14 protein-coding genes and 1 pseudogene are annotated in these 16,354 nt (G+C 59.7%); 10 read left to right on the top strand and 5 right to left on the bottom strand.

Annotated elements, in window-relative coordinates; translation table 11 throughout:
- Positions 1 to 6: 6 nt before the first annotated feature.
- The 4 genes from fliI to fliF form a co-directional block, all read right to left on the bottom strand.
- Positions 7 to 1,410 carry a flagellar protein export ATPase FliI gene (gene fliI, locus ABDB84_RS10550; RefSeq protein ID WP_345919689.1) on the bottom strand — a complete coding sequence of 468 codons (1,404 nt, stop codon included), beginning with the start codon at positions 1,408 to 1,410 and terminating at the stop codon, positions 7 to 9.
- A 6-nt stretch (positions 1,411 to 1,416) separates the two neighbouring features.
- Entirely contained in the window at positions 1,417 to 2,085 is a 669-nt protein-coding gene (locus tag ABDB84_RS10545; RefSeq protein ID WP_345919688.1) for a flagellar assembly protein FliH, read from the bottom strand.
- Between the two features lie 79 nt (positions 2,086 to 2,164).
- The gene (gene fliG, locus ABDB84_RS10540) at positions 2,165 to 3,169 is read right to left on the bottom strand and encodes a flagellar motor switch protein FliG (protein WP_428715090.1); all 1,005 of its coding nucleotides are present in this window, start codon (positions 3,167 to 3,169) and stop codon (positions 2,165 to 2,167) included.
- Positions 3,153 to 4,868: a flagellar basal-body MS-ring/collar protein FliF gene (fliF, locus tag ABDB84_RS10535; protein ID WP_345919686.1), complete on the bottom strand. Its 1,716-nt coding sequence runs from the start codon at positions 4,866 to 4,868 to the stop codon at positions 3,153 to 3,155. Before fliF ends, fliG begins: the two co-directional genes overlap by 17 nt.
- Before the next feature lie 139 nt (positions 4,869 to 5,007).
- On the opposite strand from fliF, the gene ABDB84_RS10530 reads away from it, so the two are divergent.
- Genes ABDB84_RS10530 through fliE form a run of 3 tightly spaced genes read left to right on the top strand, consistent with a single transcriptional unit; the run spans position 5,008 to position 7,958 of the window.
- On the top strand, positions 5,008 to 6,171 hold the full coding sequence (locus ABDB84_RS10530; protein ID WP_345919685.1) for a sensor histidine kinase: 1,164 nt from the start codon (positions 5,008 to 5,010) through the stop codon (positions 6,169 to 6,171).
- Positions 6,168 to 7,580 (top strand): sigma-54-dependent transcriptional regulator, encoded by a 1,413-nt coding sequence (locus ABDB84_RS10525; RefSeq protein ID WP_345919684.1) that lies wholly within the window; start codon positions 6,168 to 6,170, stop codon positions 7,578 to 7,580. The genes ABDB84_RS10530 and ABDB84_RS10525 overlap by 4 nt, the downstream gene beginning before the upstream one ends.
- Positions 7,581 to 7,637: 57 nt before the next feature.
- Entirely contained in the window at positions 7,638 to 7,958 is a 321-nt protein-coding gene (fliE, locus tag ABDB84_RS10520; RefSeq protein ID WP_345919683.1) for a flagellar hook-basal body complex protein FliE, read from the top strand.
- Positions 7,959 to 8,269: 311 nt separating this feature from the next.
- Here fliE and ABDB84_RS10515 read toward each other — a convergent pair whose 3' ends face one another.
- Positions 8,270 to 8,593, bottom strand: a complete 324-nt coding sequence (locus ABDB84_RS10515) for a hypothetical protein (protein WP_345919682.1) — start codon at positions 8,591 to 8,593, stop codon at positions 8,270 to 8,272.
- Between the two features lie 10 nt (positions 8,594 to 8,603).
- Between ABDB84_RS10515 and ABDB84_RS10510 the strand changes: the two are divergent.
- The 7 genes and pseudogenes from ABDB84_RS10510 to ABDB84_RS10480 form a co-directional block, all read left to right on the top strand.
- Positions 8,604 to 8,732, top strand: a pseudogene (locus ABDB84_RS10510) (integrase core domain-containing protein); the annotation flags it as partial.
- Positions 8,733 to 8,783: 51 nt separating this feature from the next.
- The gene (locus ABDB84_RS10505; protein ID WP_345919681.1) at positions 8,784 to 9,014 is read left to right on the top strand and encodes a hypothetical protein; all 231 of its coding nucleotides are present in this window, start codon (positions 8,784 to 8,786) and stop codon (positions 9,012 to 9,014) included.
- 20 nt (positions 9,015 to 9,034) lie between these two features.
- A complete protein-coding gene (locus tag ABDB84_RS10500) occupies positions 9,035 to 10,498 on the top strand; it encodes a DUF3375 domain-containing protein (protein WP_345919680.1) in 1,464 nt (487 codons plus the stop codon).
- Positions 10,499 to 10,534: 36 nt separating this feature from the next.
- On the top strand, positions 10,535 to 11,191 hold the full coding sequence (locus tag ABDB84_RS10495) for a DUF4194 domain-containing protein (RefSeq protein WP_345919679.1): 657 nt from the start codon (positions 10,535 to 10,537) through the stop codon (positions 11,189 to 11,191).
- On the top strand, positions 11,184 to 14,564 hold the full coding sequence (locus tag ABDB84_RS10490; RefSeq protein WP_345919678.1) for an ATP-binding protein: 3,381 nt from the start codon (positions 11,184 to 11,186) through the stop codon (positions 14,562 to 14,564). The genes ABDB84_RS10495 and ABDB84_RS10490 overlap by 8 nt, the downstream gene beginning before the upstream one ends.
- Positions 14,561 to 15,742: a DUF3322 domain-containing protein gene (locus ABDB84_RS10485; RefSeq protein WP_345919677.1), complete on the top strand. Its 1,182-nt coding sequence runs from the start codon at positions 14,561 to 14,563 to the stop codon at positions 15,740 to 15,742. Before ABDB84_RS10490 ends, ABDB84_RS10485 begins: the two co-directional genes overlap by 4 nt.
- A gap of 103 nt (positions 15,743 to 15,845) precedes the next feature.
- On the top strand, positions 15,846 to 16,280 hold the full coding sequence (locus ABDB84_RS10480) for a phospholipase D-like domain-containing protein (RefSeq protein WP_345919676.1): 435 nt from the start codon (positions 15,846 to 15,848) through the stop codon (positions 16,278 to 16,280).
- Positions 16,281 to 16,354: the final 74 nt, after the last annotated feature.

Raw genomic sequence — 16,354 nt, 5'->3', positions numbered from 1 at the left:
TCGTACTCAGTATTGGGCGCCAAACATGGCGTACAGGCTGCTCAGGCTCTGGTCAAAACCGGCCTGTTCTTCGATTTTCTGCTGCAGAAAGCTCTCCAGAATCGGGTACATGCGCACTGCTTCATCGAGCAGCGGGTCGGCGCCGGTCTGGTAGGCGCCGACGGCGATCAGGTCGCGCGAGCGCTGGTAGCGCGAGAACAGCTGCTTGAAGCGGCGGACCAGATCGAAGTGAGCGGGGCGGATCAGGCCATGCATGGCGCGCGAGATCGATTGTTCGATGTCGATTGCCGGGTAATGGCCCTGGTCGGCGAGCGCACGGGTCAGCACGAAGTGGCCGTCGAGAATGGCCCGCGCCGAGTCGGCAATCGGATCCTGCTGGTCATCGCCCTCGGCGAGCACGGTGTAGAAAGCCGTGATCGAGCCGCCGCCTTCCGGGCCGTTGCCGGCACGCTCGACCAGCGCCGGCAGGCGGGCGAACACTGAAGGCGGGTAGCCGCGCGTGACCGGCGGTTCGCCGATGGCCAGTGCGATCTCGCGCTGCGCCATGGCGTAGCGGGTGAGCGAATCCATGATCAGCAGCACCTGCTTGCCCTGATCGCGGAAATACTCGGCAATGGTGGTGGCGTAGGAGGCGCCCTGCAGGCGCATCAGCGGGCTGGTGTCAGCCGGCGCGGCGACAATCACCGAGCGGGCACGACCCGTTTCGCCCAGATTATGTTCGATGAATTCCTTGACTTCGCGGCCGCGTTCGCCGATCAGGCCGACGACGATCACATCGGCGGCGGTGTAGCGCGCCATCATGCCGATCAGCACCGATTTGCCGACGCCCGAGCCGGCGAACAGGCCCAGGCGCTGGCCACGGCCGACGGTGAGCAGGCTGTTGATGGCGCGGATGCCGACATCCAGGCTGCGCGAAATCGGCGCCCGTGCCAGCGGATTGATCGGCCGGCTTTGCAGCGAGCGCGAATGCGTGGTGTTGATTGGTCCCAGGCTGTCGAGCGGCCGGCCGGCGCCATCGATGACGCGGCCGAGCAGTTCGTCGCCGACCGGCAGGTGCTTGGCGCGGTCCGAGGCGCGGCGGCGCGGTTCGACGCGTTCGGCGGCGGTTGGCGTGGGCTGCGAGGGCTCGTTGGGAATCACGTGGGCGCCCGGCGCCAGACCGAAGACATCGTCGGTCGGCATCATGAACAGCTTTTCGCCTGAGAAGCCGACCACTTCAGCCTCGACTCCGCTGCTGCCCGGCACCAGCACCCGGCAGCCGGAGCCCAGCGGCAGCTTGAGCCCGGCCGCTTCCATGACCAGGCCGTTGATGCGCGTCAGCCGGCCCGACACCTGGAACGGCGTCGAGGCGCGTGAGAGCTTGCGGCAGTCATGCAGGAAGCCACGCCAGGTGGCGCCGAAGTGCTCCATCTGCGCTTACTCCTCGTCCAGCGGCGGTACGTTGCGGGTGATGTTTTCCACCACGCGGCGCCAGCGGGTGGCGATCTGTGCGTCGATCTGCCCGCCCTCCGAGTCGACCAGGCAGCCGCCGGGCGTGACCTTGTCGCTCTCGATCAGACGGTGTCCGGCACTTTCGAACTGCTCGCCCAGATACTGGCGCACCAGCGCCGCATCTTGCGTGTTGACGTGAATGGTGGCGCCACTTTGCGGCAGTTGCGAGAGGGCTTCGCGGATCACCGCCAGCACGCTCTCCGGTTGCAGCTTGAGGCTGTCGCGCACGACCTGGCGGGCGATTTCCAGCGCCAGGGCTTGCAGCTCTTCGGCGACTTCCTGATCGAAATTCGACAGCGCGGCATCGAAGGATTGCAGCAACTGGTGCAGTTCGGCCGCTTCCAGGCGACCGCGTGCGCTGCCTTCGTCGTAGCCGGCGGCATAGCCTTCTTTCCAGGCTTCCTGGTGCAGGCGTTCAAGATCGTCGGCGGTGGGCAGGGTGATGCCGGGCGCCACTTCCAGGCGTTCGGGGATGATTTCTTCTTGCTGGGCTTGTTGCGCCGCTGCATGCGTGGTCTGGGGGGCGTCGAAATTGACGAACTCCACCCGCCGATAGGCCCCCGAAGCTTGATTGTTCTGGATCACGGAAGACATGCTGGATCAGCCTCTCATAAGCCGCGCAGTGCGCGGCGGGGTCATTGTCTTGTGGGTCCGCATTGCCGGAACTTCTGTCTTACACAAAGGCGTCGTCGCCGCCGCCGCCCAGCGCAATCTGCCCTTCTTCGGAGAGGCGACGTGCAATCTTGAGCACTTCCTTCTGCGCGCCTTCGACTTCGGAGAGACGCACCGGGCCTTTGCTTTCGAGGTCTTCGCGCATCATCTCGGCCGCCCGCGATGACATATTCTTGAAGATCTTCTCGCGCATTTCCGGATTAGCGCCCTTGAGGGCGAGAATCAGCTGATCGGACTGCACTTCGCGCAGGATCACCTGGATGCCACGGTCATCGACATCCATGAGGTTCTCGAAGACGAACATTTCGTCGAGGATGCGTTGCGCCAGATCCGGGTCGTATTCGCGCACATTGTCGAGAATCGCGGTCTCGGCCGCGCTGCCGACGAAGTTGAGGATTTCAGCCGCATGCTTGGTGCCGCCCATCGACGTCTTCTTGAGCGAATTGCCGGAGCCGGAGAGCACGCGGGTGAGCGCTTCATTGAGTTCGCGCAGGGCGGTCGGCTGCACGCCATCGAGGGTGGCGATGCGCAGCAGAATGTCATTGCGCTGGCGTTCGGTGAAATGCTTGAGGATTTCGCCGGCGTGATCGAACTCCAGGTGCACCAGGATGGTGGCGATGATCTGCGGGTGTTCGTTCTTGATCAGGTCGGCCGCGGTGGCCGCATCCATCCACTTGAGCGATTCGATACCGGCCGTGTCCGAGCCTTGCAGCACGCGCGAGATCAGGTTGGCGGCGCGTTCGTCGCCGAGCGCCTTGGTCAGCATGATGCGAATGTCGTCTTCGTGCGCCTCGATCTGCGAGCCGCGCGCGGCATGCAGCTGCATCTGTTCGACCAGCTTTTCGACGCGTTCGCGTGGCTGCGGTGGCAGCTTGGCCATCGCGCTGCCGAGCTTTTGCACCTCGCGCGGCGACATGTGTTTGAGAACCTCGGCCGCACGATCGGGGCCGAGCGTCAGCAAGAGCAGTGCGCAATCGTCGAGCGCTTCGTTAGTGTCCGCCACCAGGGCCTCCTGCCAGCCATTCCTTCAAGAGTTGAGCAACCACGCGCGGTTCCTTCTCGGCGATTTCGCGTGCGCGGGCGAGTTTCTTCTCGAAACTCATCTTGGCCAGTTCGGCCTCCATGACTTCCTGCGAAACACCATCGTCGTTGAGCTCGCTGGCCGCCGCCGCTTCGGCCTCGGCTGCGGCGTCTTCGCTTTCGGCAGTTTCCTCTTCCGTCGGCTTGGGCGGTATCAGGGTGCCCAGCAAGGGTTTGATGACGCCGCGTGCCACGAACAGGATCACCCCGAGCAGCAGCAGCCAGCGCAGCGCTTCCTTGCCGTTGGCGATGACTTCCGGGTTCTTCCACAGCGGCAGCTCGGCGACTTCTTCGCGCACCGGTTCGGTAAAGGCGGTATTGACGAGGTTGAGGGTGTCGCCGCGATCCTTGTTCAGGCCGACGGCTTCACGCACCAGATCGTTGATCTTCTTGAGTTCCTCTTCGGTATGCGGCACCGATTTGCTGTCGCCCTTGGGGCCTTTTTCCAGCTTGTTGTTGACCACCATGGCGACCGACAGGCGACGTACCGAGCCGAGCGCGCGCTTGACGTGCTGCACGGTCTTGTCGACCTCGTAATTGACGGTCGAACTCTTGTTGATGGTGCTCGGTTGCGATTGGCCGCCGCTCGTGCCCGGCACGGCAGGGCTGGTCAGCGGCGCCGATGCGGGCACCGGTGGCTGGTTGCTCAGCGCGCCCGGCACGCCGATGGCTTGCGGCATATTGGTAGCATTCTCGGCCGTTTGCTGGCTGCGGATGGTGGTGTTCGGCGGCGGATTCGGCTTGTAGGTCTCCGAGGTCTGCTCGGTGGTGTCAAAGTCGATGTCGGCCGTCACCTGGGCCTTGAAATTGCCCGCGCCCAGCACCGGTTCGAGAATGCTGTCGATACGCTTGATGTAGCTGTTTTCGACTTCCTCGATGTAACCGAGCTGGGTCGAATCGAGGCCAGAAGAGCGGCCATCGCCGCTGCGCGTGAGCAGGTTGCCGTTCTGATCGATTACGCTGACCTGGCTGGTCGAGAGCTCCGGCACGCTGGCGGCAACCAGGTGCAGGATGCCGGCAATCTGCTGGGGCTCCAGGCGACGCCCCGGATTGAGGCTGACCACCACCGAAGCCGTCGGCTTTTGCGCGTCGCGCAGGAATGCGGTTTGTTTGGGGATCGCCAGATGCACGCGGGCGCCCGACACCGCCGCGAGGGACTGAATGGTGCGCGCCAGCTCGCCTTCGAGGCCGCGCTGGTAATTGATCTGCTCGTTGAATTGCGAGATGCCGATCTTCTGGTTTTCGAGCAGCTCGAAGCCGACCAGGCCCCCCTTGGGCAGGCCTTGCGAAGCCAGCAGCAGGCGCAGTTCATTGGCACGGGTGCTCGGCACGAGGATGGTGCCGCCTGCGTTTTCGACCCGGTAGGGCACGTTTTGCTGCTGCAGCGCGGTGATGATCGCGCCGCCGTCTTTTTCAGCGATATTGGAGAACAGGATGGCGTACTGCGGCTGGCTGCTCCACATCCAGACGCCGGCAATCAAGGCAATGGCCACGGCCAAGGCCACCGCGCCAGCAATTTTCTGCTTGGCGGTGAGGCGGGCCAGATTGTCCATGATCGCCTGCATGGGCGATGTGGCTGGTTGCGGCAGGGCGTTGTCGGCAGCCATCTCTTGAAATGCACTCATCCCATTTGTGATGAACGCATTCTGCGCTGCGGCCGAGGGCGGCAAGTTGTCGATAAGCGGCAAGTTTTGCCGGCTTCTCCCGTGGCTCGCGCACCGCTTGCGGGGCTAGAGTGCAAGGCGTGTCATCACCGATTTCGCCATGAGCACGCCTGATCTGCAAACCTTCGCGCAGCCACTCGATGCCGCCAGCCTGGCCGAGGCATTCCAGGTCTTCGCCCGCGCGTCCGACGAGCTGACCGTTGCCTATAGTGGTTTGCAGGGCCAGGTCGGGGTGCTCACCGAACGTCTCGATCTGCTGCTCGCCGCCTTGCCGGCCGGCGTGGTGGTGCTGGATCAGCAAGGCCGCGTCGAACAATGCAATGGGGCGGCGCAGGACATTTTTGGTGTCGAACTCAAGGCGCGTGACTGGCAGGAGTTCGCGGCGCAGGCCCTGCAGGCCAGCGATACGCCCGGCGAGTGGGCGCTGGCGCCGGTGCCGGAAGACCCGATGCAGGTGCGCCGGGTGTCGATCTCGGCGACCAGCCAGACGCAGTCGGGCGGCCGCATCGTGCTGGTTCATGATGTCACCGAAGCCTGGCGCATGCGCCTGACCTCCTCACGTAACGAACGCCTGGCCTCGATGGGCGAGATGGTCGCCTCGCTGGCGCACCAGCTGCGCACGCCGTTGTCGGCTGCGCTGCTCTACACCGGCCATCTGGCCACCGTGCATCTGGATGCTGCCGACCGCGTCAGCGTCGCCGAGCGCGCGGTGGAGCGTCTGCGCCACCTCAAGAAGCTGATCGACGACATGCTGATCTTTGCGCGCGGCGAAGCGCTAGGGCGCGAGCAGTTCGGCGCCTGTGATCTGATCGCTGAACTGGCGGCCACCATCGAGCCCGTGGCGCGCGCGCAGGACATCCGCTTCAGTTGCGAATGCCTGGCGCAGACCCAGCAGCTGTTCGGCAACCGCAAGGAAATCGCCAGCGCCTTGCTCAATCTGCTTGAAAACGCCATCCAAGCAGTCGGCCAGGATGGCGAAGTCCGCCTCTCGGCCGAGGAAGATGGCGAGCAAGTGGCTTTTTGCGTGCGTGACAACGGGCGCGGCATCCCGCTCGACATGCAGGCACGTCTGTTTGAACCCTTTTTCACCACGCGTGCCGACGGCACCGGCCTGGGCCTGGCCATCGCACGTGGCGTTGCCCGCGCCCATGGTGGTGACATCGCTCTGCGTTCCGCACCGGGCGAGGGCAGCGAATTCCGTTTCATCCTGTCAGCCGTGACATCCAGCCAGCACGATGTCCGAACCGAGCGAGAAACAGCATGATCGAAGCACTCAATATCCTCGTCGTCGACGACGATCCCGCCCTGCGCGACGCCATCGGCATGATCCTGCGCTCCGCTGGTCACCGCGTGGCACTCGCCGCCAGCGGGCCGGACGCGCTGCGCGAACTGGAGCAGGCCAATTTCAATCTGGTCATCACCGACCTGCGCATGGACCCGATGGACGGCCTGACCCTGCTCGCCAACATCCGCGCCAAACACGCGCAGATGCCGGTGCTGCTGATGACCGCCTTTGGCGACGTCGACAAAGCCGTGGCGGCCATGCGCGGCGGCGCTTGCGACTTCCTCATGAAGCCCTTCGAGCCCGATGTGCTGCTCGACAATGTGCGTCGCCACGCGACCGTCGCGCCACAGCAGGAAGATACCGTGGCACAAGACCCGCGCACCCGCAACGCGCTGGCGATGGCCGCCAAGGTCGCCGAGACCGACGCCACCATCATGCTCACCGGCGAGTCGGGTACCGGTAAAGAAGTCTTTGCACGCTACATCCACCAGCATTCGCGGCGCCGCAGCGGCCCCTTTGTTGCCATCAACTGCGCGGCGATTCCCGAGAATCTGCTCGAAGCTACGTTGTTTGGCTTCGAGAAGGGCAGTTTTACCGGCGCGCAAACGGCCCAGGCTGGCAAGTTCGAGCAGGCGCAGGGCGGCACCATCCTGCTTGATGAAGTCTCCGAAATGCCCCTGGGGCTGCAGGCGAAAATGCTGCGCGTGCTGCAGGAGCGCGAAGTCGAACGCGTCGGCGGCAAGAAGCCGATCGGCCTCGACATCCGCGTGCTGGCCACCAGCAACCGCGACATGATGCGTGAAGTGCAGGCCGGGCGCTTCCGCGAAGACCTTTACTACCGCCTCAATGTTTTCCCGCTGGCCATTCCCAGCCTGCGTGAGCGGCCCGCCGACATCGTGCCCCTGGCGCGGCATTTCATCGAGCGGCACGGCGAACGGATCGGCAAAACGGCAAAAATTGCCGACGAAGCAGCGGCAATTCTTGCCGCCTGGCAATGGCCCGGCAATGTGCGTGAGCTGGAGAATACCGTGCAGCGCGCGCTCATCGTCGCCTCGGGTGACACCATCACCGCCGATGACGTGCGTCTGTGCTTGCCGGCGACCGCCAGCTTCGTCAATCAATCTGCGCCACCGGCCGCGCCGCCGCAAACGGCCGTGCCGCTCAATTACGAAGGCGCCAGTGCTGGCGGTGCGGCGCTACAAAGGCAAGCAGATCAAACACTTGACAAGCCCGCCAGCATGCGCGATCTGGAGCGCCAGCACATTCTGGATACCCTCAAGGCGGTCGGCGGCTCGCGCAAGAAAGCCGTCGAAAAGCTGGGTATCTCGGAACGGACCTTGCGTTATAAACTGCAGCAGTACCGTGAAGAAGGCTTCACCGATATCTGAGGCCACCTTCATGGCATGTAACCTGCTTTTACAGTTCTAACACTGAGGCGGACGGCTATGGACACACGTGGTATTGAGCAGATGATTGGGCAATTGCGGGCGACAGCAGATGTAGCTGCCGGCAAGAGCACTGCGTCTGCCCAATCGGCGGGCGGCACCGATTTCGCCAGCGCCCTGCAAGGCGCCCTGCAGCAAGTGAGCCAGGCACAAGAGTCGGCCCAGCAAATGGCGCAAGACTTCTCCGCCGGCGACCCCAATGTCAACCTGCAAGACGTGATGGTCAACCTGCAAAAAGCCAACCTCTCCTTCCAGCAGATGGTCCAGGTCCGTAACAAGCTTGTCACGGCCTATCAGGACATCATGAACATGTCGGTCTGAGCCTGCGAATTCCCGCTAAAAAGGCGCCTGAGGGCGCCTTTTTCATTGCGCACAGCAAATGCCGAGATCTTGCGGTGGATTGGGGGCTGCAAGGTCAAGCGCTATTGGACGATATTTCCCCTCAGTACGTCGTCGGGGTTTGCAAAAGAAGGTATGAATTAAGACAAAATCATCGTCCCGAACTTTGGAGGGCTGGCAACCAAGATTCACCCGTGCGCTCTGCACTTCCCTTGCCCGCTTGCGGGCGAGGTGTTTGGAGAGAGGGCAGGCCTCGCTGGCGTTCGAAGGCGGTGACATGTCCGTGGAAGGCATCACTTGCAATGCTTGGGAACGTCCTTCTCTTGTTCGGGCGTCGGTGCTCGGTTGGCAAAGCCGTACTCGCAACTGTGGGGATCGTTCGGGATGTCTGGCCAGTAGTCGTGAATCAGCACATTCGTGATTCGCCAGCCTCTCATGGGGTCCCTCTTGAGATAGAAGAGATTGCGGCCGAGACTGGATGCGGGCGGCTTGTCGTGCTTCTCTCCGCCTGGGTACACAACGACCTTGGCGGTATCACCAGTGACGATTGGAGTTTCGATCCAGGCGCGTGGAATGTCTTTGCTTCGAGTTGCGGGGGACATTTCTTCTGAGCTCATGTTCAGTCAGCACCTGTTTGAATCGATTGAACAGGTGCAAGAACATGCAACGCAATGGCTATGGATCTACAATCACGAACGGCCCCACATGGCATTAGGAGGCTTCACATCAAAACAGAAACTGGCACAAGCCACTTAGTTTCTACTTCTGGAAGCTGCCACTAATGGGGAGATTACCATTTAGCAGGGGTTGGCCAAGAATCGGATTAGTTTCGATGCCGACCAGAAAAACATTACCTACCTGATGGGGCTCAACCAAGGCAAGGGTCTCAAGCATGAAAATTTCCTGTTGCTGCATAACGGTAGCATTGGCGATGCGAAAGACGATGTGGGATTCAATCTCACTGCCATCAAACAATTGAGAGTTGCTAACACCAACTCGTTACGCGAGCAGGTCACGCGACAGATTGCTTTGTTCTAAGGACTTGCCGACCCAGCCGCATGACACTCGACTTCGCCACTCTCGATGCTCTACGCACCCACCACCCCGCGTGGCGGTTGTTGCGTTCGGATCATGCGCCGCTGGTGACTAGTTTTCTGCATCGGGTGTTTGTGCTGCCGAATGTGCGGGTGATGGCGGCAGCGGATCTTGCTGAAGCCCTGGAGGATGAGCTGTATGCCCTGCGGCTGCAGCTTGGCGAGAAGGGTGAAACGGCTTTTCCGAAACCCGGACTGGAATACCTGAGCGATTGGGCTGCGCCCGATAAGGGCTGGTTGCGTAAGTTCTACAAGCCCGGTACGGATGAAGCCCAGTTCGATCTGACCCCCGCGACTGAAAAGGCAATTGCCTGGTTATCTCAGTTGTCTGAGCGCCAGTTTGTTGGCACTGAATCGCGTTTGCTGACCTTGTTTGATCTGCTTAAGCAGATGAGTGAGGGCAGTGAAGCGGATCCGGCCAAACGGATTGCGGATCTTCAGAAAAAACGAGACGAGATTGATGCCGAGATTTCGCGCGTCGTGGCGGGGGATGTACCGCTGCTGGATGACACTGCGCTGAAAGATCGTTTTCAGCAGTTCATGCAAGGAGCGCGTGAATTGTTGGCAGATTTTCGTGAGGTGGAGCACAACTTTCGCCAGCTGGACCGCCGCGTGCGCGAACGGATTGCCCTGTGGGATGGCAGCAAGGGCGCCTTGCTTGAAGAGATCATGGGTGAGCGGGATTCCATCGCTGACTCGGATCAGGGTAGGAGCTTCCGTGCCTTCTGGGACTTTCTTCTTTCGAGTCGTCGTCAGGAAGAGCTGAGCGAGTTGCTGGATCGTGTGCTGGCCTTACCTGCGGTGACGGATCTGAAGCCTGATGGCCGCACACGCCGCGTGCATTACGACTGGATGGAAGCAGGGGAGCATACCCAGCGAACGGTCGCTGCCTTGTCGCAGCAGTTGCGGCGTTTTCTGGATGATCAGGCCTGGCTGGAAAACCGCCGGATCATGGATATCCTGCATGCCATCGAGGGCAAGGCGATGGCCTTGCGAGAGGCTCCACCGGCCGGGGTGGTGATGGAGATCACCGAATCACAGGCGTACATCGTATTGGCGATGGAGCGCCCCTTGTTCAAGCCTGCCGTGAAGCCCATCATCGCCCAGCTGACACTGGAGGCCGGAGAGCAAGATATCGACCCTTCTGTGATGTTTGAGCAGGTGGTGGTGGATAAGGCCCGGCTGACCCGACACATCCGGCAGGTGCTGCAGGACCGGGCGCAAGTTACGCTACGTGAGTTGGTTGCAACTCAGCCGATGCGACAGGGGCTGGCGGAGCTGGTGGCCTATCTTCAGCTGGGCAGTGATGTTTTCAGTGTGGTGGTGGATGAGAACGTGCCCGAGCCGCTTGAGTGGCAAGCCATGTCCGCCAGTGGGCAGTCGGTTACAAGAACAGCAAATCTGGCGCGGGTGATTTTCATGCGCTGACCAGGCGAGCAACGAGAGCCAGGGGAATTACCAGGGATGGATCAAGATTTCACGGCGGCAGAGATCGCCCCAGCACCAGATCTTTCGGTATTGCTTATTGGTTTGCTGAAAGGTGTGCTGTATCGCGAACAGGATGAGCGCCAGTGGGCCAGCTTGCTGAACCTGCAGGCGCAGGTGCGGGACTATGTGGCCGTGCTCAATCTGGATCTCGTGCTGGATGAGGCCGAAGGCTATGCGTTTCTGAAGAGTCGCCCCGAGCCTGATGCGGATGACCCTGCGCCGCGTTTGCCTCGACTGATTGCACGGCGCCCGCTCTCGTTTCCCGTGAGCTTGATGCTTGCGCTCTTGCGCAAGAAACTGGCTGAGTTTGATGCCGGCGGAGGCGATACACGGTTGGTGCTGAGCCGTGATGATGTTGTGGAGCTGGTGCGCTTGTACCTGCCTGATGGTCCCAACGAAGCGAAGTTAATCGATCAGATCGAAACCACGATCAACAAGGTCGCCGAGCTGGGTTTTTTGCACAAGCTCAAGCCCGCAACGGGCAGTCAGGCGGGCGTAGCCAGCTATGAGGTGCGCCGCATTCTGAAGGCTTTTGTTGATGCACAGTGGCTGGCCGATTTCGATGCCAAGCTTGAGGTGTATCGGTCTGCCTTGTCAGGCGTCGCAGCCCCAAAGGAGGCGCGCGATGAATGACACGCAATCGCTGGAACTGAATTTCGTTGCAGACGATGCATTGTCAGGCTTCAGGTTGTCCAGACTGGAGGTGTTCAACTGGGGAACCTTTGACGGCCGAGTGTGGAGCATGCAGCTTGATGGAAAGAACGGGCTGCTGACGGGAGACATTGGCTCCGGTAAATCCACGTTAGTGGATGCGATCACCACACTGCTGGTGCCTGCGCATCGCATTGCCTACAACAAGGCGGCTGGCGCAGAAAACAAGGAACGCACTTTGCGTTCCTATGTGTTAGGGCATTACAAATCCGAGCGCAATGAAGCGACCGGCGCTGCAAAGCCAGTGTCGCTGCGTGATCACAACAACTATTCCGTGATCCTGGGTGTTTTCCATAACGCGGGCTATGACCAGACTGTGACCTTGGCGCAGGTTTTCTGGATGAAGGACGCACACGGCCAGCCTGATCGGATCTTTGTGGGGGCCGAGCGAGGCTTATCGATCGCAGCAGATTTTGCCAACTTCGGCAGTGAGATCACTGCGCTGCGCAAGAAGCTGCGAGCTTCAGGAGCGGAGCTGTTTGAGACTTTCCCTCCTTACGGTGCCTGGTTCCGGCGGAGATTTGGGATCGAGAGCGATCAGGCTCTGGAGCTGTTTCACCAGACGGTATCGATGAAGTCAGTCGGAAATCTGACTGATTTTGTGCGTAGCCACATGCTGGAGCCGTTTGAGGTTGAGTCGCGTATCAAAGCTTTGATCGGCCACTTCGATGATCTGAATCGTGCGCATCAGGCTGTGCTGAAAGCGCAGCAGCAAATGGCCTTGCTGACGCCGCTGGTGGCCGATTGCAAGCGTCATGATGAGTTGCTGGCAGAGGTGGCGCAGCTGCGGCAATGCCGTGACACCCTGCGTGCCTACTTTGCTCAGCTGAAACTGGAACTGCTGGATAAGCGCCTTGCTTCGTTGCAGGAGGAGTGGGCAAGAGCGGATGCACAAGTCAGTCGACTCGTCAGCGAGCTTGAAGAGCAGGGCACCCAGATCGAGAAGCTGAAGCGCGATATCAGTGACAACGGTGGAGACAGGCTGGAGAGTCTGGCGACAGAGATTCGCAAGAAAGAAAAAATCAGGGATGCGCGCAAGGCCAAGTCGGTGCGTTATGCCGAGCTGGTCAGCGTGCTGGATGAGGCGGTAGCGACAGATGAAGCGGCTTTCGTTGCGCAGCGTTCGCAATTGAAAATCTGGCGTGAGGATGTGCGCGCCCGGGATGCTGAACTGCAGAACGCCTTGACCGAGCACGGCGTAACCTTGCGCCAGGGCAGGCTCGATCACCAGCAGCTGATGACCGAGATCGATAGTCTGAAGCAGCGAGTCAGTAACATCGATCACCGGCAGATTCAGATACGTGATGCGTTGTGCCAAGCGCTGGGTCTGGATGTCGAGGAAATGCCGTTTGCGGGTGAGCTGATTCAGGTTCGTGAAGACGAACGCGAGTGGGAAGGTGCTGCGGAGCGCTTGCTGCGTGGCTTCGGCCTGGCGCTTCTGGTGCCTGATGAGTACTACAAGGCGGTGGCTGAGTGGGTAGATGGCAACCATCTGCGTGAGCGCTTTGTGTACTTCCATGTTCAGGCGCGCAGGGCATCGGATTTGCCTGTTCTGCACCCTGATTCACTGGTTCGCAAACTTTCGGTCAAGCCCGATTCTCCTTACTACGATTGGCTTGAGCGTGAACTGAGCATGCGCTTCGACGTTGCGTGCTGTGCCACGCAAGAGCAGTTCCGGCGGGAGAGGCGAGCCATTACGCGTGTCGGTCAGATTAAGGATCCGAGTGGCCGGCATGAGAAGGATGACCGTAGCAGGATTGATGACCGCAGCCGTTACGTTTTGGGCTGGAGTAACAGTGCCAAGGTAGCAGCCCTAGAGGCGAAGCGCCGCCAGATTGAAACTCATCTGGGCGAAATCGGTAGCCTCGTCGGAAAGTGCGATACAGAGCGAAGAGGACTTCAGGGCCGACTGGATGCGCTGGCGCGGCTGGAAGAATTCGGCAGCTTCGAGGAGCTCGACTGGGCAAGCGTCGTGACCGAGATTGCAGTGCTGGATGATGAACTGAAGATGCTCGAACAGGCTTCAGACATCCTCAAGGAGCTGAATGATCGCTTGAAGGCATTGCAGGTCGCTGCTCAAGCCTCCGACGATGCCTTGGTGGCTGCGCGCGAGCGGCGAGCCAAGGCGGATCAGCGCCGCACAGATGCAACGGAACTACGCGAACAGACCCTGCCGCTTGTTCAGGATGTCGTCATCGATGCAGCACTGGTGGCCAGCATTGATGCCTTGCGTGATGAAGCATTGGTGGATGCAGTTTTGACAGTTGAGTCTTGCGATAACCGTGAGCGAGAGCTTCGGACCTGGCTGCAGGACAAACGGATTGATGCCGTTGGCGGCAAGATCAAGGATCTGGCCGCCCGGATTATTCGGGCGATGGTCTCCTTCAAGGAAGCTTTCAAGCTGGAGACGGCTGAGTTTGATGCGAATCTTGAGGCGGCATTTGAGTATGAAAACCTGCTTGAAAAGCTGAAGCTGGATGATCTGCCACGATTTGCAGAGCGCTTCAAAGAGCTGCTGAACGTCAATACGATCAATGAGATTGCAAACTTCAACGCGCAACTGGCGCGGGAGCGCGAGACGATCAAGGAACGTATCGACTACATCAACAAATCGCTTGCCGAGATCGACTACAACCCCGGCCGTTACATCGTGCTGGAGCCTCAGACGAGTCCTGATGTGGAAATCAGGGATTTTCAGCAGGAGTTGCGTGCCTGCATCGAAGGGACGCTAACAGGGTCGGAGGATGCTCAGTACTCCGAGGCTAAATTCCTGCAGGTGAAAGCGATTATTGATCGGTTCCGGGGCCGGGACGGACTATCGGATGCGGATCGCCGCTGGACCATCAAAGTGACCGATGTGCGCAACTGGTTTCTGTTTGCGGCCAGTGAGCGTTGGAGAGAGGACAGAACCGAGTACGAGCATTACTCGGACTCAGGCGGGAAATCGGGTGGGCAGAAAGAAAAGCTCGCCTACACGATTCTGGCCGCCAGCCTTGCGTATCAATTTGGACTGGAATGGGGCGCGGTGCGTTCGCGTTCCTTTCGCTTTGTTGTCATTGACGAGGCCTTTGGGCGGGGTTCTGATGAGTCGGCGCAGTACGGCTTGCGCTTGTTCCAGCAACTGAATCTGCAATTGCTGATCGTGACGCCTCTGCAGAAGATCCACGTCATTGAACCCTTTGTTTCAAGCGTGGGCTTCGTGCATAACGAAGCGGGTCGAGACTCACGCATGAGGTGCCTCTCCATTGATGAATATCGCACACAGAAGGCCAGTGCGCTTGGGGCTGTGTCATGAACTGGACAACGCAGGCGGATGTTCGCGCCCAAGTGCAGCGCCTCTGGGATCGGGGCGAACTACTGCGAGCCTGTGTGTCGGATGAGTTTGTCTGGCCGCTGCGTTTGAGCTTTCGAGGGCCGGCATCAGGAGATCTGTCTGATCGTTTTGAGGCGGTTCGCGACTGGGCAAAACGCATTGTGGAGATTGCTCATGTCAGGCTTGAGTGGCGGGAGTGGTCTCACCGTGTGCAAGGGTGCCAGCGCTTGCCCTCTGCCATCTTTGTGGACTCCTTGGCCGATGCATTGGCCATGATTGGCAAGGCCAGTGCGACTGAACGTTTTCGTGCTTTGTGGCAGATGACCGAGGGTGCGCAGCCAGTGCTGCTGGCGTGGCTACAAAAACGGCCAATGCAAGCCTTGGAGTTGTCCGACTGTTGGCCGAGGCTGTTGGCAGTCGTCGCCTGGATGAAGGCTCATCCACGCCCTGGCATCTACATGCGCCAGGTTGATGTGTCGGGTGTTGATACCAAGTTCATTGAGTCGCATCGAGGCGTTCTGGCTGAGTTGTTTGATCTGGCCTTGCCCGTGGAAGCAATCGACGATGACGTATCGGGTGTATTCCAGTTTGTGCGTCGTTATGGCTTCCAGGAAAAGCCCGTGCGGATCAGGTTCCGGATGCTCGATCCTGAAATGGTCTGTGTGCCGGGGTGCAAGGGATTGGTGGATGTAACCCTTGATGCTGAGAGTTTCGCGGCACTATCCCTGCCGCTGGAACGGGTGTTTATTACGGAGAACGAGACCAACTTTCTGGCTTTCCCCTCAGTGCCGAGATCCATCGTGCTATTTGGCGCTGGCTACGGTTGGGACGCTTTGTCCCGAGCTGATTGGCTTCGCCAATGCCGAGTGCATTACTGGGGGGATCTGGATACGCATGGTTTCGCAATCCTTGATCAGTTCAGGTGCTACTTTCCGCATGCCGAGTCCTTCCTGATGAATCGGGAGGTGCTGCTGGCGCATCGGGTGTGCTGGGTGAAGGAGCCTGAGCCCTCCCATAACGTGCTTTCGCGGCTGACTGAGAGCGAAGCGGAACTCTACGACGATTTGCGTTTTGACCGAATTGAACCCAAGGTGCGCTTGGAGCAGGAGCGCATTGGGTTTGGGTTCATTGTTGATGGTCTATGCCGCTTGGAGACATAGGCTTTGATTGTTTCGTGGCGTAGTGTAGTCGCCTAATTTTCCTATGGAATCTGATTTTGTTTGGATTTTTCAGATAGAACTTTGAATTGTCATTGGGATAAAAATGAGCTTTGAGCTGCTTACTTTGCCAGACGGATATTGGACTGACCGAGCGCTCGTGATCGCGCCGTATGTTGATCCTCGGTTTATGAAGGAGTTGGTTAAGCGCTTGAAGCCTCGCCGGTTATGCTTAGTGGTCGATGATGGTGTGAGGCTTGAAGATATTGAGAAATTCAAGCGTTCATGCAAGCCACATGTTGAGCTTGAGGTTAGGCTGGCGCGTGCAACAGCACTTGTTCATATAAAAGCCTTTTACTTTGAATTCGTTCGAGAAAACCCACGTAGAAGGAAGCGACAGCTGCTATTCGGATCCGCTAATGCTACCGCTGCAGCCTTTAGCGGGAATAGAAACGCCGAGCTCATCGCGGATGCTGATCTATCAATACAAAATGATGAAGAGCTAGCCGGCTACTTTGAGCAGGTGTTTTCTGCGTTTTGAATCGCCCCGGGTTTTCTAGACACCCTGAAGCCTTAAACTTTCAGGCTGATGGAGGTGTTTATGAGCAACAAGCG

Source organism: Uliginosibacterium sediminicola (assembly GCF_039631295.1).
Classification (GTDB): domain Bacteria; phylum Pseudomonadota; class Gammaproteobacteria; order Burkholderiales; family Rhodocyclaceae; genus Viridibacterium; species Viridibacterium sediminicola.
This window is presented reverse-complemented; position numbering and strand designations above follow the sequence as displayed.

Excerpts from the sequence above, each read along its gene's own strand:
- fliI (WP_345919689.1), bottom strand. The coding sequence starts at position 1,410 with ATGGAGCACTTCGGCGCCACCTGGCGTGGCTTCCTGCATGACTGCCGC.
- ABDB84_RS10545 (WP_345919688.1), bottom strand. The coding sequence starts at position 2,085 with ATGTCTTCCGTGATCCAGAACAATCAAGCTTCGGGGGCCTATCGGCGG.
- fliF (WP_345919686.1), bottom strand. The coding sequence starts at position 4,868 with ATGAGTGCATTTCAAGAGATGGCTGCCGACAACGCCCTGCCGCAACCA.
- ABDB84_RS10530 (WP_345919685.1), top strand. The coding sequence starts at position 5,008 with ATGAGCACGCCTGATCTGCAAACCTTCGCGCAGCCACTCGATGCCGCC.
- ABDB84_RS10525 (WP_345919684.1), top strand. The coding sequence starts at position 6,168 with ATGATCGAAGCACTCAATATCCTCGTCGTCGACGACGATCCCGCCCTG.
- fliE (WP_345919683.1), top strand. The coding sequence starts at position 7,638 with ATGGACACACGTGGTATTGAGCAGATGATTGGGCAATTGCGGGCGACA.
- ABDB84_RS10515 (WP_345919682.1), bottom strand. The coding sequence starts at position 8,593 with ATGAGCTCAGAAGAAATGTCCCCCGCAACTCGAAGCAAAGACATTCCA.
- ABDB84_RS10500 (WP_345919680.1), top strand. The coding sequence starts at position 9,035 with ATGACACTCGACTTCGCCACTCTCGATGCTCTACGCACCCACCACCCC.
- ABDB84_RS10495 (WP_345919679.1), top strand. The coding sequence starts at position 10,535 with ATGGATCAAGATTTCACGGCGGCAGAGATCGCCCCAGCACCAGATCTT.
- ABDB84_RS10490 (WP_345919678.1), top strand. The coding sequence starts at position 11,184 with ATGAATGACACGCAATCGCTGGAACTGAATTTCGTTGCAGACGATGCA.
- ABDB84_RS10485 (WP_345919677.1), top strand. The coding sequence starts at position 14,561 with ATGAACTGGACAACGCAGGCGGATGTTCGCGCCCAAGTGCAGCGCCTC.
- ABDB84_RS10480 (WP_345919676.1), top strand. The coding sequence starts at position 15,846 with ATGAGCTTTGAGCTGCTTACTTTGCCAGACGGATATTGGACTGACCGA.